The 21,685-nt window shown below is 66.6% G+C and carries 23 protein-coding genes and 1 pseudogene; 10 read left to right on the top strand and 14 right to left on the bottom strand.

What is annotated here, in order from left to right:
* The first annotated feature begins 145 nt into the window (after window positions 1-145).
* Complete coding sequence (locus QCE62_RS32715) at window positions 146-817, top strand: hypothetical protein (RefSeq protein WP_309927079.1); 672 nt, start codon at window positions 146-148, stop codon at window positions 815-817.
* 4 nt (window positions 818-821) lie between these two features.
* Here the strand turns inward: QCE62_RS32715 and QCE62_RS32710 are convergent, their stop codons facing one another.
* Both QCE62_RS32710 and QCE62_RS32705 read right to left on the bottom strand, forming a co-directional pair.
* Window positions 822-974 carry a hypothetical protein gene (locus tag QCE62_RS32710; protein WP_309819382.1) on the bottom strand — a complete coding sequence of 51 codons (153 nt, stop codon included), beginning with the start codon at window positions 972-974 and terminating at the stop codon, window positions 822-824.
* An 82-nt stretch (window positions 975-1,056) separates the two neighbouring features.
* On the bottom strand, window positions 1,057-2,097 hold the full coding sequence (locus QCE62_RS32705; protein ID WP_309927075.1) for an AraC family transcriptional regulator: 1,041 nt from the start codon (window positions 2,095-2,097) through the stop codon (window positions 1,057-1,059).
* Between the two features lie 177 nt (window positions 2,098-2,274).
* On the opposite strand from QCE62_RS32705, the gene QCE62_RS32700 reads away from it, so the two are divergent.
* The 3 genes from QCE62_RS32700 (at window position 2,275) to QCE62_RS32690 (ending at window position 6,030) form a co-directional block, all read left to right on the top strand.
* Window positions 2,275-3,408, top strand: coding sequence for an acyl-CoA dehydrogenase family protein (locus tag QCE62_RS32700; RefSeq protein ID WP_309927555.1), 1,134 nt, complete (start codon window positions 2,275-2,277; stop codon window positions 3,406-3,408).
* A gap of 31 nt (window positions 3,409-3,439) precedes the next feature.
* On the top strand, window positions 3,440-5,146 hold the full coding sequence (locus tag QCE62_RS32695) for an AMP-binding protein (RefSeq protein WP_309927072.1): 1,707 nt from the start codon (window positions 3,440-3,442) through the stop codon (window positions 5,144-5,146).
* Window positions 5,147-5,319: 173 nt separating this feature from the next.
* On the top strand, window positions 5,320-6,030 hold the full coding sequence (locus tag QCE62_RS32690) for a hypothetical protein (RefSeq protein WP_309927071.1): 711 nt from the start codon (window positions 5,320-5,322) through the stop codon (window positions 6,028-6,030).
* A 73-nt stretch (window positions 6,031-6,103) separates the two neighbouring features.
* Here the strand turns inward: QCE62_RS32690 and ydiK are convergent, their stop codons facing one another.
* The 8 genes and pseudogenes from ydiK to QCE62_RS32650 form a co-directional block, all read right to left on the bottom strand.
* Window positions 6,104-7,261, bottom strand: a complete 1,158-nt coding sequence (ydiK, locus tag QCE62_RS32685) for an AI-2E family transporter YdiK (protein WP_309927068.1) — start codon at window positions 7,259-7,261, stop codon at window positions 6,104-6,106.
* A gap of 222 nt (window positions 7,262-7,483) precedes the next feature.
* Window positions 7,484-8,632 carry a DUF1501 domain-containing protein gene (locus QCE62_RS32680; protein WP_309927066.1) on the bottom strand — a complete coding sequence of 383 codons (1,149 nt, stop codon included), beginning with the start codon at window positions 8,630-8,632 and terminating at the stop codon, window positions 7,484-7,486.
* A gap of 4 nt (window positions 8,633-8,636) precedes the next feature.
* Window positions 8,637-10,064, bottom strand: coding sequence for a DUF1800 domain-containing protein (locus QCE62_RS32675; RefSeq protein WP_309927064.1), 1,428 nt, complete (start codon window positions 10,062-10,064; stop codon window positions 8,637-8,639).
* Between the two features lie 42 nt (window positions 10,065-10,106).
* Window positions 10,107-10,622 carry a periplasmic heavy metal sensor gene (locus tag QCE62_RS32670; RefSeq protein WP_309927062.1) on the bottom strand — a complete coding sequence of 172 codons (516 nt, stop codon included), beginning with the start codon at window positions 10,620-10,622 and terminating at the stop codon, window positions 10,107-10,109.
* The gene (locus tag QCE62_RS32665) at window positions 10,619-11,053 is read right to left on the bottom strand and encodes a hypothetical protein (RefSeq protein WP_309927060.1); all 435 of its coding nucleotides are present in this window, start codon (window positions 11,051-11,053) and stop codon (window positions 10,619-10,621) included. The genes QCE62_RS32670 and QCE62_RS32665 overlap by 4 nt, the downstream gene beginning before the upstream one ends.
* A pseudogene (locus QCE62_RS32660) lies at window positions 11,050-11,652 on the bottom strand (RNA polymerase sigma factor); the annotation flags it as partial. The gene QCE62_RS32665 and the pseudogene QCE62_RS32660, both read right to left, overlap by 4 nt.
* A 252-nt stretch (window positions 11,653-11,904) precedes the next feature.
* Window positions 11,905-12,246 (bottom strand): hypothetical protein, encoded by a 342-nt coding sequence (locus QCE62_RS32655; RefSeq protein WP_309927058.1) that lies wholly within the window; start codon window positions 12,244-12,246, stop codon window positions 11,905-11,907.
* A 107-nt stretch (window positions 12,247-12,353) separates the two neighbouring features.
* A complete protein-coding gene (locus tag QCE62_RS32650) occupies window positions 12,354-13,268 on the bottom strand; it encodes a LysR family transcriptional regulator (RefSeq protein ID WP_309927055.1) in 915 nt (304 codons plus the stop codon).
* A 105-nt stretch (window positions 13,269-13,373) separates the two neighbouring features.
* Here QCE62_RS32650 and QCE62_RS32645 point away from each other — a divergent pair, with 105 nt between their 5' ends.
* Both QCE62_RS32645 and QCE62_RS32640 read left to right on the top strand, forming a co-directional pair.
* On the top strand, window positions 13,374-14,321 hold the full coding sequence (locus QCE62_RS32645) for an alpha/beta hydrolase (RefSeq protein ID WP_309927053.1): 948 nt from the start codon (window positions 13,374-13,376) through the stop codon (window positions 14,319-14,321).
* 65 nt (window positions 14,322-14,386) lie between these two features.
* On the top strand, window positions 14,387-15,376 hold the full coding sequence (locus tag QCE62_RS32640; protein ID WP_309927052.1) for a glutathione S-transferase family protein: 990 nt from the start codon (window positions 14,387-14,389) through the stop codon (window positions 15,374-15,376).
* An 11-nt stretch (window positions 15,377-15,387) separates the two neighbouring features.
* Here the strand turns inward: QCE62_RS32640 and QCE62_RS32635 are convergent, their stop codons facing one another.
* Together QCE62_RS32635 and QCE62_RS32630 are read right to left on the bottom strand one after the other, a co-directional pair.
* A complete protein-coding gene (locus QCE62_RS32635) occupies window positions 15,388-16,239 on the bottom strand; it encodes a 3-hydroxybutyryl-CoA dehydrogenase (RefSeq protein ID WP_309927051.1) in 852 nt (283 codons plus the stop codon).
* A 121-nt stretch (window positions 16,240-16,360) separates the two neighbouring features.
* A complete protein-coding gene (locus QCE62_RS32630; protein WP_309927050.1) occupies window positions 16,361-16,840 on the bottom strand; it encodes a 2,4'-dihydroxyacetophenone dioxygenase family protein in 480 nt (159 codons plus the stop codon).
* A 131-nt stretch (window positions 16,841-16,971) separates the two neighbouring features.
* Here QCE62_RS32630 and QCE62_RS32625 point away from each other — a divergent pair, with 131 nt between their 5' ends.
* From QCE62_RS32625 to QCE62_RS32610, 4 genes are read left to right on the top strand one after another with little or no spacing between them, the layout of a single operon-like run.
* Entirely contained in the window at window positions 16,972-17,898 is a 927-nt protein-coding gene (locus QCE62_RS32625; RefSeq protein ID WP_309927048.1) for an ABC transporter ATP-binding protein, read from the top strand.
* Window positions 17,895-18,656, top strand: coding sequence for an ABC transporter permease (locus QCE62_RS32620; protein ID WP_309819416.1), 762 nt, complete (start codon window positions 17,895-17,897; stop codon window positions 18,654-18,656). Before QCE62_RS32625 ends, QCE62_RS32620 begins: the two co-directional genes overlap by 4 nt.
* Before the next feature lie 40 nt (window positions 18,657-18,696).
* Window positions 18,697-19,179, top strand: coding sequence for a peptide-methionine (R)-S-oxide reductase MsrB (msrB, locus tag QCE62_RS32615; protein WP_309927046.1), 483 nt, complete (start codon window positions 18,697-18,699; stop codon window positions 19,177-19,179).
* Between the two features lie 41 nt (window positions 19,180-19,220).
* Window positions 19,221-19,802: a hydrolase gene (locus QCE62_RS32610; RefSeq protein ID WP_309927044.1), complete on the top strand. Its 582-nt coding sequence runs from the start codon at window positions 19,221-19,223 to the stop codon at window positions 19,800-19,802.
* A gap of 241 nt (window positions 19,803-20,043) precedes the next feature.
* Here QCE62_RS32610 and QCE62_RS32605 read toward each other — a convergent pair whose 3' ends face one another.
* Both QCE62_RS32605 and QCE62_RS32600 read right to left on the bottom strand, forming a co-directional pair.
* On the bottom strand, window positions 20,044-21,207 hold the full coding sequence (locus tag QCE62_RS32605; protein ID WP_309927041.1) for a metallophosphoesterase: 1,164 nt from the start codon (window positions 21,205-21,207) through the stop codon (window positions 20,044-20,046).
* A gap of 213 nt (window positions 21,208-21,420) precedes the next feature.
* The coding region (locus tag QCE62_RS32600; RefSeq protein WP_309927038.1) for an aldehyde dehydrogenase family protein at window positions 21,421-21,685 on the bottom strand (265 nt) is incomplete at its 5' end.

The raw sequence follows: 21,685 nt of genomic DNA, 5'->3' as shown, positions 1-21,685 counted from the left end.
GGCGCCAGTATGGTGTTTGATGCGGGTTGTGACGGCGCGCCATGTGCAGCGCGCCAGCGTAATCGGGAACCGGAGTTGCATGCGCGCGCACTCCGCGCGCTACACCGATGGCGGGGTCGAGCCTCGGTCTGCCTGGAGCCTGTTCATGGAAGATTTCGACGAAACGCTGTTTGTCGTCTGGCGCGCCAATCTGAGCGTGCTGGTCGGCTCGCCGGGAGGCGCCGGACGCCTCGCGCGCATGATGAACTTCTCGCCGTCGTTCATGAAGCTCATCGTCGCGGGTCAGCGCGACTTCAATGAGGAATTCGTGCGCGGCATCGAGCTGGTGGCGGGTCTGCCGCCGCACTGGATGGATGAGCGCCACAGCCCGGCCGAAGTGCCGCCGGAAGTGCAGCGCGCGCTCGATGAAGAAACCCCGATGGCCGTATTCCGCGGCACCGCGCATCCGGCGCCGAAGCGCTCGGTGCTGCGCGGCCCGGAGCCCCTGCTGTCCCAGACCGAGGCGACGCGACGGGTCGCCGACCTCGCGCAGCAGCAGGCGGAGAACAACCGGCGTGACTTGCTGTTCCGCAAGAATCGCGAACTGCTGTCTCAGGACCTGCGCCGCCTCGAACGGCAGCTCGGGCTGTTGCAGGTCGATGCGATGCAGCCGAAAGTGGATGAACTGATCGCCTCTGACCGCATGAGCGAAGCGGCCAAGGCGGATCTCACCGGACGCCTGGAGCAGATCGACAAGCACGTCAAGCTGCTGCATCAGCATGTCGAGAAGCTCGTGACGCTGCTCACGGCGCCCGACGAACCCGAAACGGGCGATTGATTTTCTACTGCTTCTTGTCCTCGTCGCGCCGTTCCCGCTCGGGATGCACGGCGATCGGATCACTGGCCGGAAAACTTTCTTCCAGCGCCTCGTCGAGCAAGGCATCTTCGTCGGGGAGGTCCTGCTTGGCAGGGTCGTCGCGGCTGGGCTTCGTCATGGTGCGCTCCGTGCGGGTCGTCGGTTCATGCCGGTGAGGCGAGGCGAAAGTTCAATATAGCAGCCCCGCTGCGCCCCCGCAGTCAGCGCCCCCGACGGTAATCGGCGGGGCGCACGCCCGTCCACTTCCGGAAGGCGCGCCGGAATGCGCTCGGCTCGGCAAAGCCGAGTGCGTCGGCGATCTGCGGAATCGTTTCCCGCGTATGCGCAAGACGCGCGATGGCGAGATCGCGCTTCAGCGCGTCCCGGATCGCCCGGTAGGTCGAGCCTTCCTGCTTCAGCCGCCGGCGCAGCGTCGCCTCCGCCATGTTGAGCGCGGCGGCCAGCGGCTCCGCTTCCGGCCAGTCGGCGGGCGGCGTCTCCCTGAGGTGCCGTCGGATGCGCGCCGTCAATGAATCCGGATTGCGATACTTCACGATGAAGTTGGCCGGCGCCGCGCGCAGGAAGCGTTTGAGCGTCGCGCGCGTCTGCACGACCGGCAGCGTCGCGCATCCGGCATCGAGATCGACGAACGAACGCGCCGCGCCGAAACGCATGTCGTCGCAGAACATCAGGCGGTACTCGTCGCCGGCCTCGGGTTCAGGGCAGCGCAAATGCGCGGCCAGCACCGGAATGCGCCGGCCGACCAGCCAGCACAGCAGCCCGTACACGAGAATGAAGCCGGTCGCGTAGGCGAACATCGTGCGGGCATCGCCACGGTCGTCGAGCCAGATGCGCACGCGTGTGCCGTCGATGTCGGGCGTGAAGCGCAGTTCGTCGAGCACCAGCCGCATGAAGTCCGCGATGCGCGTTAGCGCCTGCGTGCCGTCGCGCGACGAGAGCGCCGCGTGACACATCAGGACGAAGCTGCCGCGTCGCATCGGATGGGCGTCCTGGCCGAAAAATTCGTCGTCGAGGGCGTCGGCTACTGCGTGCCACAACTTGCCGTACTGCAGCGGCGACACGCGTGCACGCGGCGAGGCCAGCATCGTCGGGGCGATGCCCGCCGCGGCCAGCAAGCCGTCGCGCGCGACCCCGCGCGCTTCGGCGCAGCGCAGCGCGGCTTCGACGAGACTCACGGCGATCGAATCGCGTTCGACGTGCTCGACGTGCTCGAGGTGCTTGTCAGGACTTGGGGTTGTCACTAGGTGGCCAAAGCGCTCAGTTAGCGTGATCGTTTCGGGCATCGGCCAGGGTCCGGCGATTGCCTAGACTCGAACGGATGACCGCCGACGTCCACCAGCATGGGCGGCCAGCAAGCTTACACGATCGATGCCGCGCGACACGGCGCCGACCTCAAGACCTTTCAGACCAGGACCATGATCGACCCATTCCTCACCGAAGAGCAGCGCATGATCCGCGACGCGGCGCGCCAGTTCGCGACCGAAGTCCTCGCGCCCGATGCGGGCCAATGGGACCGCGAAGGCGCGCTGCCTGACAGCGTCATCCGGCAACTGGGCGAACTCGGCCTGCTCGGCATGATCGTGCCCGCCGAGCTGGGCGGCACCTTCAGCGACTACACCGCCTACGCCCTCGCGATGGAAGAGATCGCCGCCGGCTGCGCCTCGTGCGCGACGCTGATGAGCGTGCACAACTCGGTCGGCTGCGGACCGATCCTCGCCTACGGCACCGACGCGCAAAAGGCCGAGTGGCTGCCGAAGCTCGCGAGCGGCGAGGTCATCGGCGCGTTCTGCCTGACCGAACCGCAGGCCGGCTCCGAGGCCAACAACCTTCGCGTGCGCGCCGTGGAACGCGACGGCCAGTGGGTCCTGTCGGGCAGCAAGCAGTTCGTGACCAACGGCGCGCGCTCGGGCGTGGCGATCGTCTTCGCGGTCACGGACCCGGAACAGGGCAAGCGCGGCATCTCGGCGTTCATCGTGCCGAAGGACACGCCGGGCTTCAACGTCGGCGCGCCGGAGCACAAGCTCGGCATCCGCGCGTCCGACACCTGCCCGATCACCTTCGACGACTGCGCGATTCCCGCCGCCAATCTGCTCGGCCAGCGCGGCGAGGGTTTGAAAATCGCGCTGTCGAATCTGGAGGGCGGGCGCATCGGCATTGCGGCGCAGGCGCTGGGCATCGCCCGCGCGGCCTTCGACGCGGCCCGCGCCTATGCCCGCGAACGCGTGCAGTTCGGCCGGCCGATCCATGAACATCAATCGGTCGCCAACAAGCTGGCCGACATGCAGACGCAGATCAACGCCGCGCGCCTCCTGATCCATCACGCGGCGCGCATGCGCACGGAAGGCGTGCCGTGCCTGTCGGAGGCGTCGCAGGCAAAGCTGTTCGCCTCGGAAATGGCGGAGCGCGTGTGTTCCGATGCCATCCAGATCCACGGCGGCTATGGCTATCTGGAGGATTACCCGGTGGAGCGGCATTATCGCGATGCACGCATCACGCAGATCTACGAAGGCACGAGCGAAGTGCAGCGGATGGTGATCGCGCGCAACGTCTGAGCGGTGCCCCTATAAAAATCACGGAGACGCAATGAACGACGCCACGGCTTTCATCGAAGCACGAGATTTTCTGTTTGCGCATCGCACGGATTACGACACGGCCTATCGCGACTTCAAATGGCCCGTGCTCGACCGCTTCAACTGGGCGCTCGATTACTTCGATCCGATGGCCCGCGACAATCACGCGCCGGCCTTGCATATCGTCGATGAAAGCGGCGGCGCGACACGCCTTTCGTTCGCGCAGATGAGCGAGCGTTCGGCGCGCGTGGCGAATCATCTGCGCGGCCTGGGTGTCGCGCGTGGCGAACGCATCCTGCTGATGTTGCCGAACCGCGTCGAACTGTGGGATGTAATGCTTGCCGCGATGAAGCTCGGCGCCATCGTCCTGCCCGCGACGACGCAGCTCGCGCCCGCCGACTTGCGCGATCGCATCGCGCTCGGTCGCGTGCAGCATGTGATCGTCGATGCCGCCGATACGCCAAAATTCGACGGCATCGACGTGCCGGGGCTGCGCATCGCGGTGGGCGGCGCGCGCGAGGGATGGCTGGATCACGGCGCCGCTTACGAAACGTCGCCGGAGTTTGCTCCGGATGCCGAAACGAATGCCGCTGATCCTTACCTGCTGTATTTCACGTCGGGCACGACCTCGAAGCCGAAACTCGTCGCGCATACGCACCAGAGTTATCCGGTGGGACATCTGTCGACGATGTACTGGATCGGCCTGCAACCCGGCGACGTGCACTGGAACATCAGCTCGCCCGGCTGGGCGAAGCACGCGTGGAGCTGCTTTTTCGCGCCATGGAACGCGCGGGCCTGCGTGTTCATCTACAACTTCAGCCGTTTCGACGCCGCTCGCGCGCTGGAAGTGCTCGTCGAGCACGAAGTCACCACGCTGTGCGCGCCGCCGACCGTCTGGCGCATGCTCGTGCAGGAGCCGCTGGCGTCGTATGCGGTGAAGCTGCGCGAGATCGTCGGCGCGGGCGAGCCGCTGAATCCGGAGATCATCGAGCGCGTGCAGACGGCGTGGGGCCTGTCGATCCGCGACGGCTACGGTCAGACCGAAACCACCGCGCAGATTGCCAACACGCCGGGACAACGGCTCGTACCCGGCGCGATGGGCCGGCCGCTGCCGGGCTATCGCGTCGCGCTGCTCGATCCGGACGGCATGGAGGCGGAAGAGGGCGAAATCGCGCTGGCGCTCGATCCGCCGCCGCTCGGCCTGATGACCGGCTATGCGGACAATCCGAAGGCCACGGAGACCGCAATGCGCGGCGGTTTCTATCGCACTTCGGATGTGGCGTTACGCGGCAGCGACGGCTATTTCGTCTATGTCGGCCGGGCGGACGATGTGTTCAAGTCATCGGACTACCGGCTGAGCCCGTTCGAACTCGAGAGCGTGCTGATCGAGCATGAGGCGATCGCCGAAGCTGCGGTCGTGCCCAGTCCCGACCCGCTGCGCCTCGCGGTGCCGAAGGCCTTTGTCACGCTGCGTCATGGCTATGCCATCGGCCCGGATCTGGCGCGCAGCGTGTTCGCGTTTTCGCGCGAGCGCCTGGCGCCCTACAAGCGCATCCGCAGGCTCGAATTCGCCGAGTTGCCGAAGACCATCTCCGGCAAGATCCGCCGTGTCGATCTGCGTCGCCAGGAAGCGGCGCGTACGGAAGACGGCGCGCGCGGCGAATTCGAGTTCTGGGAAGAGGATTTCCCGGAGTTGCGTCAGACCAGCAAGGCAGGTTGAAACGTTCGGAAGCGCCGTATCGGCATGACGCGGCGCGCTCGCGGGATAACCCGCGCAAAACGCATTCCCCCGACGATTTTCGCAAGCAAATGTTTCCGCGCCGAACCGTCCTCCGGACCGATGGTCGAATCGCCCTGATTCAGCATCGGACCCATCGAACAGGAGGACGGATCATGTCGAAACCCGCAGCGCGCCGCGCAATCATTGCATCGGGCATTGCATTCTCGTTGCTGGCTCCGGCCGCATCGTACGCGCAACTCAATCTGCAGCAGTTCGGCTTCGGCAGCGCCAAGTCGGATGTCGCCGGCGCGGCGTCGAATCAGGCCGCGCAGCCTTCGGCGCTGGGCTCGCTCGTGCAGAACTATCTCGGCGCGAATCAGCAAGTGCTGACGGGGCAGTCGAGCCTTGCATCGGCGATGGGCATGTCGAGCGCCGCGAGTCAGGCGCAGTCGGCGGCGGGATTGCTGTCGGGTGCAACGGCCGGCAGCGCGCCGAGCACGAGCGTGTTGTCGCAACTCGGCGGCACGCAACAGAGCGTGTCGCAATCGCTGCTGCAGGCATTCTCGAACGGCGCGGCCACGCCGCCGACGGCCGCCAGCAAGCAGACCTTCAGCGACGGCCTCGCCTCACTCGGTCAAGGCGTGCAACAGTACGCGGGCCTGCAATCCGGTCTCGGCGCGGTCAAGAACTCGATGAACATGTCGTCGCTGCTGCAGGCCGGCTCGAACCCGGGTACGGCACAGGCCGCGAGCTATATCGCGCAGTCCGCGCCGGGGCAGTTGCAGTCGCTGGTGCAGACGCTCACGCAGGCCGTGCAGTACGCGAAGGCCAATAACATCTCGGTGCCTTCGATCGCGACTTCGGCGTTGAGCGGCGTGAAATAAGCGCGCGCGGCGTGCAGCATGGTGAAGCAGAGCGGCGGAGCTTTCAGGCTTCGCCGCTTTTTTTGTATCGGCGTCAGGGCTGCCGTCTGGCTGTGTCCGCGAGATCACCAGCGGGCGCCGCGCCGCGCATCGCTTCGACTTGCGGCAGCGGCGGTTGCTCGTTGATCCACGCGTTGAGGATGGTCGACGTCACGGCGAGAATCACCGGGCCAATGAACAAACCGACGATGCCGAACGCGAACATGCCGCCGAGCACGCCGGACAGAATCAGCAGCATGGAAAGGTTCACGCCGCGCCGGATCAGGATGGGGCGCAGGAAGTTGTCGAGCATCGCGATCATGATCGACCACACGAGCAACAGGATCGACGCGACATGCGCGCCATGCCAGAACAGCCAGGCGACGCCGCCGAGCAGCGGCAGCAGCGGCCCGATCTGCGCGAGACACAGCATCAGCATGACGGCCGTGATGATGCCCGCGGCGGGCACGCCCGCGAGCGCGAGGCCGATGCCGCCCAGCGCCGATTGCGTGACGGCCGTGACCACGATGCCGAGCGCCACCGCGCGAATCGCAAGGCCGGCGAGCTTGACGGCTTCGGCGCCGCGCTGCGCGGCGATGCGCGTCGCGAAGCGCGTGATGAAGCGTCCCGCCGCTTCGCCGTTCATGTACAGGATGCCCGAGATGATCACGGTGATAACCATATGCACGACGAACACGCCGACCACGGCCGCGTGTGAAAGCATCCAGCGCGCAGCGACGGTCACATAGGGTTCGAGCTTGGCGAGCAGGCCGCCGGGGCCGGCGTCGGACAGCATCTGCCACTCCTTGGCGATGCGTTCGCCGGCGAGCGGCACGTCGTGGATCCAGCCGGGCGGCGGAGGCAGCGCGTAGGAAGGCAGGGTCTTGATGGCGGCCATGATTTCGCCGCCGTGCAGCGCGAGCGTCGAGATGGCTTCATAGAGCGGCAGCACGATGACGATCAGGAGCCCGAGCAGCATCACGCTCGTCGCTACCCAACGGCGGTTGCCGGCGCGGCGCTGCACCGCGACCATCAGCGGCCAGGTCGCCACGACAATCGTGGTGGCCCAGATGAGCCCCGGCAGGAAGGGGCGCAGCACATAGAGACTGCCGACGGTCAGCGCCGCGAGTATCGTGATGACGAGCAGGATTCGGGCGATGTCCACGGGCTGACGCGGCGGGGGAGTGTTGGCGGGATTGGGCGTGGTGGACATGATGGTATGGAGGGAAGTGGACGGGGGCGCGAGGCGTGCGGACGAAGCCTCGAACGTGCGCGCCTGAATTGAATCAGCGATAAGCGAAAGCCGGCGATCCGGCAAGCCTGAGCGCAGAAAAACCGCCGCCATCATAACGGCAGCTCAATCCATACTACTAAAAATGTGTCGCAGCCTTGCCGGACGTCAGGTTCGTGGCGCGTGCGATGGAACCAGAGTAGTTCAGCTTCTCAGCAAGCGTTCGCGCAACATTGCCGTGCTGCCTTCAGGAAACAGCGAGGCCGCCACGCGTTGCGGATCGATGCCGAAGCTTTCGCCCGCCGCGTGCGCGATCACGGCATCGAGTCCGAGGGTCGGCTTCAGGTCGCGCGCCTGATACAGCGATGCGTTCGCCAGTCCCGGCCAGTCCGCGAGCACGCGTCCGCCCGCCACCGCGCCGCCCAGCAGCAGCGCCGCCGACGCCGTCCCGTGGTCCGTGCCGCCCGTGCCGTTGGCCGCGGCGGTGCGGCCGAATTCGGTCGCCACCAGCACGGTCGTGTCGGCCCAGTGTGTGCCGAGTCCATCGCGCAGGGCGCCGAGCATCGCGTCGAGCGCTTTCAGCTGCGTGGCAAGACGCGGGTTCTGCGCGCTGTGCGTGTCCCAGCCGCCGGTTTCGATCATCGCGATGCGCGGGCCGTCGGGCTTGCTCAGGAAGGTCGCCGCAAGCTTGCCGAGGCTGGCCGGATCCTGCCGCGCGCCGGCGTCGGCGGCGAGGCCGCGCGCCTGCATCGCGGCGTCCCATAACGGGTGCAGTTGCGCGTCGCCGGCATAGAGCTGCGAGACGCGCGTGATCAGATCGTCCGGAGCCTGCGGCAGTCCGGACGGCGCATAGGAAGTGACATCGGCGCGGCCGCGCAGCGCGAGCGGCACGGTCGGCGCGAGGGCGACGGCGTCGGCGCGCGGTGCGGGCAGCATCGACAGAAGACGGTTAAGCCAGCCGTCCTTCAACTGATACGGCGCGCTGCCGCCGGTTTCGAGCACGTTCTGGCCGTCGAAGTGCGAACGCTCGCGATACGGCGACGCCACCGCGTGGACGAACAGCGCCTGCTTGTCGCGATACATCTGCGCGGCCGTCTGCAAGGACGGATGAAGCGCGAACGTGCCGTCGAGCTTGGTGGCCGTCGCGGCGTCGATGGCGAGCGGTCCGCGCAGCGCCGCGTAGGCCGGATCGCCATAGGGCACGACGATGTTCAGGCCATCCGCCGCGCCGCGCTGGATCACGAAGACGAAGCGGCGTTCGGTTTCGGCGGACGCCAGCACGAGTTGCGGCGCAATCAGCATCGCGCCGGCGCTTGCGCCTGCGCAGCGGAGAAATCGGCGACGGGTCAGCATGCGTTCATCTCCTCAGAAAATCGGGCGATACCAGCAGCAGCGCCAGCGCGGTCTGCGCGCTTTCGGCGCGCGCCACCGCGCTGCCTGTCGGTTCCGACAGCGAGCCCGCCAGCAGTTGCGGACCGAGCGCGCGGGCGTCGAGCGTTGCGCTGCTGTGCGCGGCGAAGCGCTGCGCGATCTCCACGCGGCGCACCAGCGCATCCGGCGCGGCCCAGCTTGCGGCGGCATCGTCGTAGCCGGCAGGCGAGCCGGGTCGCCATACCGGCTGCCCGAGCTGCCGCAGCAATGGCGCGGCGTGCATGTTTTCCAGGCCGGTGCGGCCGAGTCCGCGTAACGAGGAAAGTGTCCAGTCCCATGGCGACTTGAACTTGGTCGGCGTCGCGGGCCACGCCTCCGGCGCTTCGACCAGCGCGCGATAGACCGCGGGCAGATCGCCGCCGCTATCGCCGAAAACCTTCGCGAGCCGTTCGACCAGCGCGGGCGGCGGCGTATCGGCGACGAAGTGACGCGCGAGCTTGTCGGCGATGTGCCGCGCCGTCGCGGGCGACGCGGCCAGATCGTGCAGCACCGCGAGCGGCTGCGCTTCGCCGTCCTGTGCGTACTGACGGCCCATCACCGTGCGCACGCCCGGTTCGTGCAGGCGCGGGCGGAATGTGTACTGGCCGGGCGGCGTCGGATCGGCGGGATTGCTTGCAGCCTGCGCAGCCCGCGCGGACATCGCGCCGAGACTCCAGCCGGTGAGCGCGCGGGCGAATTCGGTCACGTCGCCCTGCGTATAGCCGGTGCGCGCGCCGAGCGTATGCAATTCCATGATCTCGCGCGCGAGATTTTCGTTCAGGCCGCGCTTGCGGGCGGGATCGCGCATTTCGGCGCGTTCGGCGGCGGGGCTGTCAGGGCCGATCGAACGCGGCTGGTCCAGGAAGATCTGCATCGCCGGATGGCGCTCCACGGCCACCAGCATGTCCTCGAAGCGGCCGAGCACGTGCGGGCGGATCGCTTCGTTCTCGAACGAGCCGGCCAGCAGCGCGACCGGCGGCTTTTCGATCGACACCGCGAAGTGGTTCGCCCAGAAATGCACCAGGCGTTCCACGAACGGCGTCCCGGTGCCGAGCGCGCTCGTCACGCGGGCATCGACGGCGCTGACATACACCGCGCGGATCATGTCGCCGTATTGCTTGCGCAGCACGGGCCGGTCGGCGTCGCTGGCGTCGCGCAAGGCCCGCTGGCGTTCCGCGAAACGTTCGGCGAGCGCCGCGCTGGCCGGCTGAGTGGCCAGCGCGGCAGGCATCGGAACGTACCCGCCGCGGGCGGGATCGAGCTGCTGCGTGAGCCAGCCGTGCGGGTCGGCGGGCAGCGGTTCGCCCGGACGCGCGCCCAGGCCGAAGCGGTTCAACGCGATGGCGGCAGGCGTGAGCGGCGGCGCAAGGCTCATGGTCGTCTCCGGAGGCAGGATGCTATCGGCAGCGTGCAGCCGTCAGGGCTGCCGTGGGGGCTGCGGCTGCGGCTGAAGCTGCGGCCGGTCCTCGGGCGGAACGGCGCGCAGCGGGCCGTTGCGCTCCATCGCGCCGACCAGCTTCAGGCGTTCGTCGAAGGTGAGCGTCGAGGCAAACGCGGCCACCGTGCCTTCGGTCAGCGCGCGCATGGTGACATCGGCCTGACGGGTGCGGGCGAGGGCGTTGTCGAGCGCCTGGCGGTCGAAGGTCGGCGCGGCGAGAATGTGCGCGATCTCGATCCGCCCTTCGCGCGATTCCCGTATCAGCGGCTGGTTCGCGAGGCGCATCTCGCGCAAGGCTTGGCGCAGCTGTTTGCGCCGGTCCGGGGAAAGGTCCGCCGCCGCGAAGCCGATGCCGCGCGGCGCCGCCGCCGGCTTGCAGAACTGTTCCTTGAGCGGACCGGACAGGTAGTACACGCCGCCCGCCAGCAAGCCGAGCAGGAACACGTTGAGCACGATCGACACGCCAGTCAGCGCCTTCAGCGCGCGTGAACTCATTCATCGCTCCAATCCGAAGCGCCGCCGAACGCGGTGCCCGAAAGGGTTTGTTCAAATCCGCCGTGTAGGTGTTCATACGTTACGGATGCGGGTGCAAGCAGCGTCACCAACAACGCGCCCGCCGCGATGCCGGCTGCGCCCACGCCGACAAAACCCACGCCCGAAAACCACAGGCGCGGATTGAGCCACGGCGCGCGCGCAGGCCGCGGCGGTGCGGAAGCGATGATGCGCCGCGCGAGTGCCGGCGCAGGTCGGGCAACGGCGTGGGCGTCGAGCATGCCGTCGAGCGTGCGTGCCAGGGCCAGTGCCGCGTGTGCGTCGGCGTTGCCGTCGGCGAGGAGGGCGAGGGCGGCGTTGCGTTCGCCGGCGGGCCAGCGTTCCGGGGACGCCCCATAAGCTTCAGTGAGGTAACGAAATCGGTCGGGGGTCATCGTTGCTCCTTGGGGGCTCTGTCATCAGATCCGCCCTGACCGCGGGCCAGGTCCTCGAGAGCGGTCCTGAGATTGCGGCGCGCACGGACCAGCAGACTTTCGAGCGCTTCGACGCTCACGCCCATCAGATCGGCGGTCTCCGCGTTCGACAGTTCCTGGTAGTACTGCAGCACCAGAGCCTCGCGCTGGCGCGCCGGCAAGCGTGCGAGCGCAGACGTGAGACGCTGGTTGGTGTCGCTTGCTTCGATGCGCTCGTCGGGCAGCGGCGCGGCATCTTCCTGTTCCGGAAGTTCGTCCGACATGGATGCCTCCCGATGGCGCCGCAGCCGGTCGTAGCACAGGTTCAGCGTGACGCGATGCAGCCAGGTATCGAAGCGCGCCGCGCCGGGCACCCAGTCCGGCGCGGCTTTCCAGATGCGCATGAAGGCTTCCTGGGCCACGTCGTCCGCCTCGTCGCGATCGCCGAGCATGCGCGTTGCAAGCGCAACGATGCGCGGCAGCTTCTTCTCGACGATCTCGCGAACGGCGCCCGATTCCCGCTTGCCGACGCGGGCGATGAGGCGGGTATCCGGATCTGGTTCGTTCAAGGTCGTGTCGGTTCCTGTTGCACGCGGTGAGCGGCCGGATTGTCATGGTTGTTGACATCGTCAATAGACGACGACCGGTCCGCGATAGTAGGCGGCGTGCGCCGGATACACGACGCACCCGGCGAGCGTCACGGCCGCGAGCGCCGCGGCCAGCAGTGCTTTCAGCATGATGCAGTCCTTCAATCAGATGATAGGTGCTCACGGCGGCGACGGTTGACGTGCTGCCGCGAGATGTGTCGCGGCGTGGGAAGCAGGGCGCCGGACTCAGGCCCAATGTCCTTCGACCCAGAAATAATTCGGCCCGCGCCGTGCCCAGTGTCCCGGGGCCCAGTGGTGGCCCACGCGTACCGCCTTCCAGTGGCCAGGTACCCAGACATAGCGGCCGGGTCCCCAGCGCCAGTGGCCCGGATCCCACGCATAGCCCGCGCGGGGCGGCGGCGGGGGTTCGACCCGGGGCGGCGGCGGCGGGGCGACCGGCGCTGCAACGACCGCCGGTGCAACGACAACGGCTTGTGCATGCGCGGCGACGCTGTGCAACGCGCCGAACGAAACGGCCAGGACCGGTGCTAGCAGGGCGGTGCGCAGGGGCAGGGATCGGTGGGTCATGAAGGTCTCGTCTTTTCAGAGTGGTGACGAGAACTTGAACGCAGCGGGCGCCGAAAATCCGTCGCGGTTTGCGCCCAGCAAATGTAACGATGTTTTACGGCGAAAGATCAGGCGAAGGCGTCGAGCCCGTCGACGAGATGCTTCGCGAGACGCGGCTGACGCAATTGTTCGATCCACCATTGCAGCGCACGTCCTTCGTGATCGCCGCGCCATGCCACGTACAGCACGTTGGGCTCGCGCGGATCGGCGGTAGGTTTCTCGATCAGTTCGCCGCGCGCCAGCAGCGACGCGATGCGATGGCGCGGCAGCCAGCCCGTGCCGAGCCCCTGACGCTGCGCGAGAATCTTCGCCCGCATGCTGGGTACCGCGAGCGCCGCCTGGCCGCCGAGCACGCCATAGGCGCGTCCTGTGGCGCGCGACGAATCCGCCACCACCACCGCCCGATGCGCCGCGATCTCTTCGCGCCGGAGCGGACCGGAGGTCTGGGCGAGCGGATGGCGCGACGCGACGGCGAACACCCACTCCATCACGCCCAGTTCGAACCAGCGCAGGCCCGGAATGGCGGGCGGCTCGTTCGTGGCGCCGACGATCAGATCGGCGCGGCCGTCGCGCAGGGCTTCCCAGGTGCCGCTCAGCACCTCGTGCGTCAGGCGCAGCGTGACGCCGGACCCGAGCGCGTCGAACGCCTGCACGACGGGGAGCATCGTCTCGAATTCGAGGATCTCGTCGCACACGATCCACAGCCGGTCTTCCCAGCCGCTCGCGATCTGCTTGACGCGCTGCGCGAGCCGGCCGACGTCGAGCATCAGGCGCGCGGCTTCATCGGCGAGCAGATGGCCGGCGGGCGTCAGTTGCAGGCGGTAGCGGCGCCGGTCGAAGAGCAGGGCGTCGAAGCGCGTTTCCAGTTGCCGCGCCGCGTGGGAGACCGTCGACGGCGCCCGTCCCAGCCGTGCCGCCGCGCGCGACAGGCTGCCGGTTTCGCGGATGGCGTCGAGCAGTGCGAGTTCGTCCTCCGACAACATGTTCGACTCCATCGAACGAGTTCATCCGCGGCATCGTACGGCAAAAGCAGGCGGTGCGCCGAAGATTGGAGCCATCGGATAACACTCTTTCGGCGGAACTAAACGATGAACTCATTGCTGCCTTTCCTGCGCCCTATGGTCGGCGCACTGCTCGCGGCGGCCGCGTTGCTGCCGGTCGCGCAGGCTGCATCCGCCTCGACGGCGATCCAGTCGCGCATGATCGATGCGAACGGTATGGAACTTCACTACTTGCAAGCGGGGAGCGGCGACGCGACGACGCCGGTCGTGCTGCTGCACGGCTACACCGAAACCAGCCACATGTGGCGGCCGCTGATGACGCGGCTGGCCGCCGACCGCCTGGTCCTGGCGCCCGATTTACCGGGTGCGGGCGAGTCCGCGATGCCCGCCACGGGCTACGACAAGAAGACGCTCGCGCAGGATATCCATGCGATGGTGCGTGCGCTCGGCTATCGCAAGGTGAAGCTGGTGGGGCATGACATCGGACTGATGGTCGCCTATGCCTACGCGGCGCAGTATCCGGACGAAGTGGACAGCATCGTGCTGATGGACGCTTTCCTGCCCGGCGTCGGCGACTGGCAGAAGGTCTGGCTGCTGCGCGACAAATGGCACTTCAATTTCTACGGCGACACGCCGGAAAAACTCGTGCGCGGGCGTGAGCGCGTGTATTTCGAACACTTCTGGAACGACTTCGCCGCTGATTCCGCGCATTCCCTGAGCGAAGCCGACCGCCGTTATTACTCGGCACAATACGCACGCCACGGCCGCATGCGCGCGGGATTCGAGTATTTCCACACGTTCCCGCAAGACGCGGAGGACTTCGCCGCGTTCGCCCGGACGCCGCTGCCGATGCCGATGATCGTTCTCGCCGGCGAGCGGGCTTCGGGCACGTTCCTGCTCGACCAGGCGAAGCTCGTTGCGACGGACGTGCAGGGCGTGGTCGTGCCCGGCAGCGGACACTGGCTGATGGAAGAAGCACCGGACGTGACCATGGCGCAACTCGTGCGTTTCATCGACACGCCTGCGTCCAACTGATCCACCCGATTGCCGCGGCGCGCGTCTTGCACCGCGCTGCGGGAACACTACAGGGAGCGTGTGAAATGGGACTTCTGGTCGATGGCAAATGGCAGGACGGGTGGTACGACACGGCATCCACGGGCGGGCGCTTCGTGCGCAAGGAAGCGGCCTTTCGCAACTGGGTCACGGCCGACGGTGCGCCCGGTCCGAGCGGCGAGGGCGGGTTTCGCGCCGAAGCGGGCCGGTACCACCTGTACGTGAGCCTCGCGTGTCCGTGGGCGCACCGCGCGTTGATCATGCGGGCGCTCAAGGGCTTGCAGGGGATGATCGACGTTTCGGTCGTCCACTGGCTGATGCTCGAGAACGGCTGGACCTTCGCGGACGGGCCGGGCGTCGTGCCCGACGCGATCAACGGCGCGCGCTTCATGCATCAGGTCTACACCGCCGCAGATCCGAACTACAGCGGCCGCGTGACGGTGCCAGTTCTGTGGGACAAAGCGCGCGGGACGATCGTCAACAACGAGTCGTCGGAAGTCATCCGCATGCTGAATTCCGCGTTCGACGGCATCGGCGCACTGCCCGGCGATTACACCCCGCACGAACTCCGCGAGGACATCGACGCACTCAACGCGCGCATCTACGACACGGTCAACAACGGCGTCTACAAGGCCGGTTTCGCGACCACGCAGGCCGCGTACGAAGAAGCCGTGCTGCCGCTCTTCGACACGCTCGATTTCCTCGAAGCACGCTTGCAGTCGCGCCGCTATCTGACGGGCCCGCGCTTCACCGAAGCCGACATCCGCCTGTTCACGACGCTGGTGCGCTTCGACGCGGTGTATGTCGGGCACTTCAAGTGCAATCTGCGGCGTATTGCCGACTATCCGAACCTGTCGAACTATGCGCGTGAGATCTACCAGATGCCGGGCGTGGCAGACACGGTGAATTTCGTGCACATCAAGCGGCATTACTACGAGAGCCATCGGACGATCAATCCAACGGGCATCGTGCCCGCCGGACCGCTGCTCGATTTCACCGCGGCGCACGACCGCGCGCGGCTGCCCGCTGCGACCTGACTCAGTTGGACTCAGTCGTACCGGTATACGCCGTGCTTCGTCTTGCGGCCGAGCCGGCCCGCCGCAACCAGTTCGCGCAACAGCGGACACGCGCGATATTTCGAATCGCCGAAGTCCTTGAGGAACACGTCCATCACGGAGAGGCACACGTCGAGGCCGATCAGGTCGGCCAGCGCAAGCGGGCCGATAGGATGATTGGCGCCGAGCTTCATGCCGGCGTCGATTTCCTCGGCGCTCGCCACGCCTTCATACAGCACGAAAAAGGCTTCATTGATCATCGGCACGAGGATGCGGTTGACGACGAAGCCCGGCGAATTACGCACGCCGATAGGCGACTTGCCGAGCTTCTCCGTGAGTTCGCGCACGGCGGCGGCGGTGGCGTCGCTGGTCTGCACGCCGCGGATCACCTCGACCAGTTGCAGCAAGGGCACCGGATTGAAGAAGTGCATGCCGATGAAACGCTCGGGCGTGGCAAGCGTGGCGCCGAGCGCGGTGATGGAGATGGACGAGGTGTTCGACGCGATGATCGCGTCCGGGCGTGCCGCTTCCTCGATCTGCTTCAGGATGCGGTTCTTCAGTTCCGTGTTCTCGGTCGCGGCTTCGATCACGATGTCGGCGTCAGTCAGACGCCCGTAGTCCGTGGACGTGGCAATGCGCTTGAGCGCGGCATCGCGCGCGCCGGCCTCCAGCTTGTCCTTCGACACGAGCCGCTCCAGGCTGCCGGTGAGCGTGGCGACGCCTTTGGCGAGCGCGGCCTCGGTGACGTCGATCAGTACGACTTCGAAGCCCGCGACGGCCGCGACCTGCGCAATGCCGTTGCCCATGGTTCCCGCACCGACGATGCCGACGGTCTGAATCTTCATGCTGCTGCTCCCTGTGTGTGCGCCGGCTCGGGCAGCCGGCAAGCCTGAATGGTCGATGGCGCGGCGCGCGCCGGAAGGTTCGACGAGGGTTCGATTCTAACCAGCGAGAAAGCGGGCGGTTCTAGCCGAACGCCGTCAGGTCCCTGGCTTCGATGCCATTCGCCTGACAGTAAGCCGCATACCGATCCCAGCCGGTCTTCCAGTTCTCGCTGGCGAGCACCTGGCCGCGTTCGTTCACGAAGAGCAGTTCGCCCTGGATGATGTTGAGCGTGACGATGTCGTCCTGCGCGGCGTCATCGGCAAGCGCCTCGGGCGTATGGCTCGATCCGGCGGTCTCGTACACGATGCTGCCCGGCGCTGCGATCCAGTCGTGCTCGCGATACTTCCAGCGCCCCTGCACCGTATGGACGATCACCGTACCCGTATGGCGATGCCGCGGCATCTCGCCCCGCGGCGGCGCCTTCATCAGCGCGATGACCTCGCCGCGGACCGGGTCGAGCTTGAAGTACTTGACCAGGACGCGCTCGCTGTAGGGCGTGAACGGCACCCAGGGCAGGTCCGCGTCATTGAGGCAGGTGGTGTGAATCTGTTCGAACAGCATGATGTCGGCTCCGTGCAATCAGCAGTGCATTGTAGGCAGTGCGACTCCCGCTGAACATCGGCCGAACGGACGACCCGGGCCGACCCCAGCCGACCAAGCCGGATCGCGCCCGATCTGCTATCGTCCGTGCCATGCCAACCATCATCACCGTTTCCAATCTGTCCAAGACCTACGGGTCGGGCTTTCACGCGCTCAAGCACGTCAATCTCGAGATCCGGCGCGGCGAAATCTTCGCGCTGCTTGGGCCGAACGGCGCCGGCAAGACCACGCTCATCAGCACGGTCTGCGGCATCGTGAATCCGAGCGAAGGCCAGGTCACCGTGGCCGGTCACGACATCGTCACGGACTACCGCGCCGCGCGCGCCATGATCGGCCTCGTGCCGCAGGAACTCACCACGGACGCCTTCGAAACCGTCTGGGCCACCGTGTCCTTCAGCCGCGGGCTGTTCGGCCGGCCGAAGAATCCGGCCTATGTCGAGAAGGTGCTGAAGTCGCTGTCGCTGTGGGCGAAGAAGGACAACAAGATCATGACGCTCTCGGGCGGCATGAAACGGCGCGTGCTGATCGCGAAGGCGCTGGCGCACGAACCCGAGATCCTGTTTCTCGACGAACCCACCGCCGGCGTCGACGTCGAACTGCGCCGCGACATGTGGAACCTCGTGCGCGAGCTGCAGCAGAACGGCGTCACGATCATCCTGACGACGCACTACATCGAGGAAGCGGAGGAGATGGCGGACCGCATCGGCGTCATCAACCGCGGCGAGATCGTGCTGGTGGAAGAGAAGCGCGAACTCATGCGCAAGCTCGGCCAGAAGAAGCTCACGCTGCAACTCGAAACCCCGCTCGACGCCATTCCCGCGCCGCTCGCGCCGTACGGCCTCGCGCGTTCGGCGGACGGCAGCGAACTCACCTACACCTACGACGCCCACGACGAACCGGGCCGCATCATCGCGCTGTTGCGTCATGTGGACGAAGCCGGCGTGCGTTTCAAGGACCTGCAAACGACGCAAAGCTCGCTCGAAGACATCTTCGTGAGCCTCGTCAGGGAAGCCAAATGAATCTTCATGCCGTTCGCGCAATCTACCGTTTCGAGATGGCGCGCGCCGGACGCACGCTGATGCAGAGCATCGTGTCGCCGGTGATCTCCACGTCGCTTTACTTCGTCGTGTTCGGCGCGGCCATCGGCTCGCGCATCCCGGAAGTGGACGGCATCAGCTACGGCGCGTTCATCGTGCCGGGCCTCGTCATGCTGTCGCTGTTGACGCAGAGCATCGCGAATGCGTCCTTCGGCATCTACTTTCCAAAGTTCACCGGGACCATCTACGAACTGCTGTCCGCGCCGGTCTCGTACTTCGAGCTGGTGGTGAGCTACGTGGGCGCGGCCGCGACCAAGTCCATCATCCTGGGCCTCATCATCCTGCTGACCGCGCGCCTGTTCGTGCCGCTCAGGATCGACCATCCGTTCTGGATGATCGTGTTCCTGCTGCTGACGTCGGTGACGTTCAGCCTGCTCGGGTTCATCATCGGCATCTGGGCGGACGGCTTCGAAAAGCTGCAGATCATTCCGCTGCTCATCGTCACGCCGCTCACGTTCCTCGGCGGCAGCTTCTACTCGATCAACATACTGCCGCCGTTCTGGAAGACCGTCGCGTTGTTCAATCCGGTCGTGTATCTGATCAGCGGCTTTCGCTGGAGTTTTTACGGGCTCGCCGATGTCCAGGTCGGCGTGAGTTTCGGCATGACGCTAGTATTCCTTGCAGTGTTCATCGCGATCGTCGCGTGGATCTTCAAGACGGGTTACCGGATCAAGACCTGACCCGACGGTGGTTCTGGCCAGCAAAGAGGGCGTTCACCGGATGAAAATCATGAGACGCACGAAGCGGCATGTTTTCGGCGCAATGACCGGCTTCTTCGCGAGCGCCGCCGCGCGTTCCGCGCCCGCGCTGGCCTACGAGATCGATCACGGCGCGGCCGGCTGGCGCCGCCGTCTTTCGGCCGAGCAATTCCGCGTGCTGCGGCGCGGCGGCACCGAGGCGCCGTTCGCCAGTCCGCTGCTCAAGGAGCGGCGCGAGGGCATCTACCGGTGCGCGGGCTGTGCGCTCGAACTGTTTTCATCGGCGACCAAGTTCGACAGCGGCACCGGCTGGCCGAGCTTCTGGAAGCCACTCGACGGCTCGGTCGCGACGCACGCCGACGCCGCCGGCCACATGCGCAACGAAGTGCATTGCCGGCGCTGCGGCGGCCACCTCGGCCACGTGTTCGACGACGGCCCGAAACCCACCGGTCTGCGCTATTGCATGAACGGCGCGGCGCTCGATTTCAGGCAGGAAGACGCCTGAAAGCGCGGGTTCAAATCCATGTTTCCTTCTTGCTACTTTTCATGAACGCACCTGAACTCAAGCTTGCCGCCGCGCAAAGCGCACTCGTGCTGATCGATCTCCAGGCGGGCATCGCCGCCTTGCCCGTGCAGCCGCACGATTCCGCCAGCGTGCTGGCCAATGCGCGCGCGCTCGCGGACCGTTTTCGCGCGCTCGGCGCGCCGGTCGTGCTCGTCAGGGTAGCGTTTCCGAACGGGCCCGGCGGCCTGCGCCCGATCACCGACGCGGGCCAGGCGCAGGAGACGCCCGAGCCGGCCGGCTGGAGCGACCTGTGTCCGGAACTCGCCGTGCAGCCGTCCGACATCATCGTCACCAAGCGGCAGTGGGGCGCCTTCTACAACACGGATCTGGATTCGCATCTGCGGCGACGCGGCATCGAGACGATCGTGCTGGGCGGGATCGCGACGGCCATCGGTGTCGATTCGACCGCGCGCGGCGCGCACGAACGTGGCTATCAGCAGATTTTCGTCGAAGACGCGATGAGCGATCTGAACGCGGCCACGCATGAATCGACCTGTCGTTTCATCTTTCCGCGCATGGGGCGGATCCGCTCGACGCAGCAAGTGCTGGCGGCGCTGGCCTGAAGTCGGCGGCGCGAGAGAACAGGGCTGGCTGTTTTTAGGATTATTCGTATGGCCTCGGCCGCGACGTTCCCGTAACTTGTTATAACCGGTTGACGGGACCCCGCCTGTCAGTCCCGGCGCATTCGTTCTACCCCTGTTCGAATGCAGCGCTTTCCCCGAGCGCAGGACGCGCGTCGCACATCGCGGCGCGTGTCCACCTTTCCATTGATTAACGTGTCACGTCTTTCGAGCGTCAAGCAGCCTACGTTGCTGCCGAGGGAATCAGTCGTATCCGTGTGATTTCCGAAGGTGCGCCCAGACGCTTCGGCGGTCCCCAGTAGCCGGTTCCTCGGCTCGTATAGACCCACAGTCCATTGAACTTGACCAGCCCGGCAACGAAGGGCTGCTGCAAGCGCACGAAGAAGTTCCACGGGAGGAACTGTCCGCCGTGCGTGTGGCCGGAAAGTTGCAGCGTAAAACCTGCGTCGGCGGCGGCTGGCGCGCTGAGCGGCTGATGCGCCAGCAGCACGCGTACGGCGGCGTCGGGCGGGGCGCCGCTGATCGCCTGGGCCGGATCGCTGCGGTGCGCGGGATCGAAGCTGCCCGCGCCATAGTCCGTCACGCCGGCTACCACGGCCTGGGCGCCGTCGTGGTCCAGCACCACGTGCTGATTGAGCAGCACGTTGAGGCCGAGGCGTCGGAACTCCGCAATCCACTTGTCGGCGCCGGAGTAGTACTCGTGATTGCCGGTGACGAGAAACGCGCCATGGCGCGCGCTCAGCTTGGCCAGCGGGCGAGTGTGGTCGGCGAGATGGGGCACCGAGCCATCCACCACGTCTCCCGTCACCGCAATCAGATCGGGCTGAAGTCCGTTCACGGCGGCGACAATGCGTTCCACGTAGTGCCGCTTGATCGTCGGCCCGACGTGGATGTCGCTGATCTGCACGATGGTGAAGCCATCGAGCGCGGCGGGCAGATTCTCGATGGGCACGTCCACGTCCACCACCGGCGCGCGGCGGCGCGCATTGTAAAAGCCGATTGCCGAAGACAGCACGGCCAGCAGCGGAACGATCAGCGCGCTGCGGGCCACCAGCGTGGGCGAGCCCACCGGCACGCCGCGCACCCAGTCGATGAGGTGGACACAGAACAACATGACGTCGCGTGCGAACGTCAGCAGCAACAGCGAGGAAAAGAAGCCGAGCGCGGTCAGGCCGAACCAGGCGAGACGATCCGCGAGCGGCTGGGTTTCGAGCGAGCGCGCGGCCATGCCGATGGGAATCAGGATCACGGACGCCACCAGCAGCGCCGCGGCCAGCACCTTGAGCGGCAGGCCCACCGGCGCGTCCGGGATGAGCCGCACGCCGACATAAATGTGAAACAGAATGCCGATACCGATAAAGCGGATGAAGAAAGCCGAGCGTCGCATAGCGCTCCTGGAAGATCGATGAAGCGGCGGGCGTGGGCTATGAGCGCCCGCGCTGCCGGACACGAGTGCCCGCGCCGGATAGGGAACCAATTCTACCGGTTCGGTGCGCGGGACGCCGTCCGGCATGGCAGGACGGACCATCTGCGCGATGCGAAAAAAAGCCCCGGCACCGGAATGCCGAGGCTTGCCTGCATCGAAACGTTCAGCGTGTGATCAGACCGCCATGCACAGGTACTTGATGACGACGTAGTCATCGATGCCATAGTGCGAGCCTTCGCGGCCGAGGCCGGATTGCTTGACGCCGCCGAACGGTGCGATTTCGTTCGAGATCAGTCCGGTGTTGATGCCCACCATGCCGTATTCGAGCGCTTCGGCCACCCGCCATACGCGGCCGATGTCGCGGCTGTAGAAGTAGGCGGCAAGACCGAATTCGGTGTCGTTGGCCATGCGCACGACTTCTTCGTCGGAGCTGAACTTG

The organism is Caballeronia sp. LZ033 (genome assembly GCF_031451265.1).
In the GTDB taxonomy this organism is placed as follows: domain Bacteria; phylum Pseudomonadota; class Gammaproteobacteria; order Burkholderiales; family Burkholderiaceae; genus Caballeronia.
This window is presented reverse-complemented; position numbering and strand designations above follow the sequence as displayed.

Coding starts and splice junctions, on each gene's coding strand:
- QCE62_RS32680 (WP_309927066.1), bottom strand. CDS start 8,632: ATGCTGACCCGTCGCCGATTTCTCCGCTGCGCAGGCGCAAGCGCCGGC.
- QCE62_RS32695 (WP_309927072.1), top strand. CDS start 3,440: ATGAACGACGCCACGGCTTTCATCGAAGCACGAGATTTTCTGTTTGCG.
- QCE62_RS32620 (WP_309819416.1), top strand. CDS start 17,895: ATGAATCTTCATGCCGTTCGCGCAATCTACCGTTTCGAGATGGCGCGC.
- QCE62_RS32625 (WP_309927048.1), top strand. CDS start 16,972: ATGCCAACCATCATCACCGTTTCCAATCTGTCCAAGACCTACGGGTCG.
- QCE62_RS32640 (WP_309927052.1), top strand. CDS start 14,387: ATGGGACTTCTGGTCGATGGCAAATGGCAGGACGGGTGGTACGACACG.
- QCE62_RS32670 (WP_309927062.1), bottom strand. CDS start 10,622: ATGAGTTCACGCGCGCTGAAGGCGCTGACTGGCGTGTCGATCGTGCTC.
- QCE62_RS32610 (WP_309927044.1), top strand. CDS start 19,221: ATGAACGCACCTGAACTCAAGCTTGCCGCCGCGCAAAGCGCACTCGTG.
- QCE62_RS32635 (WP_309927051.1), bottom strand. CDS start 16,239: ATGAAGATTCAGACCGTCGGCATCGTCGGTGCGGGAACCATGGGCAAC.
- QCE62_RS32665 (WP_309927060.1), bottom strand. CDS start 11,053: ATGACCCCCGACCGATTTCGTTACCTCACTGAAGCTTATGGGGCGTCC.
- ydiK (WP_309927068.1), bottom strand. CDS start 7,261: ATGTCCACCACGCCCAATCCCGCCAACACTCCCCCGCCGCGTCAGCCC.
- QCE62_RS32715 (WP_309927079.1), top strand. CDS start 146: ATGGAAGATTTCGACGAAACGCTGTTTGTCGTCTGGCGCGCCAATCTG.
- QCE62_RS32675 (WP_309927064.1), bottom strand. CDS start 10,064: ATGAGCCTTGCGCCGCCGCTCACGCCTGCCGCCATCGCGTTGAACCGC.
- QCE62_RS32710 (WP_309819382.1), bottom strand. CDS start 974: ATGACGAAGCCCAGCCGCGACGACCCTGCCAAGCAGGACCTCCCCGAC.
- QCE62_RS32690 (WP_309927071.1), top strand. CDS start 5,320: ATGTCGAAACCCGCAGCGCGCCGCGCAATCATTGCATCGGGCATTGCA.
- QCE62_RS32605 (WP_309927041.1), bottom strand. CDS start 21,207: ATGCGACGCTCGGCTTTCTTCATCCGCTTTATCGGTATCGGCATTCTG.
- msrB (WP_309927046.1), top strand. CDS start 18,697: ATGAAAATCATGAGACGCACGAAGCGGCATGTTTTCGGCGCAATGACC.
- QCE62_RS32630 (WP_309927050.1), bottom strand. CDS start 16,840: ATGCTGTTCGAACAGATTCACACCACCTGCCTCAATGACGCGGACCTG.
- QCE62_RS32645 (WP_309927053.1), top strand. CDS start 13,374: ATGAACTCATTGCTGCCTTTCCTGCGCCCTATGGTCGGCGCACTGCTC.
- QCE62_RS32655 (WP_309927058.1), bottom strand. CDS start 12,246: ATGACCCACCGATCCCTGCCCCTGCGCACCGCCCTGCTAGCACCGGTC.
- QCE62_RS32650 (WP_309927055.1), bottom strand. CDS start 13,268: ATGTTGTCGGAGGACGAACTCGCACTGCTCGACGCCATCCGCGAAACC.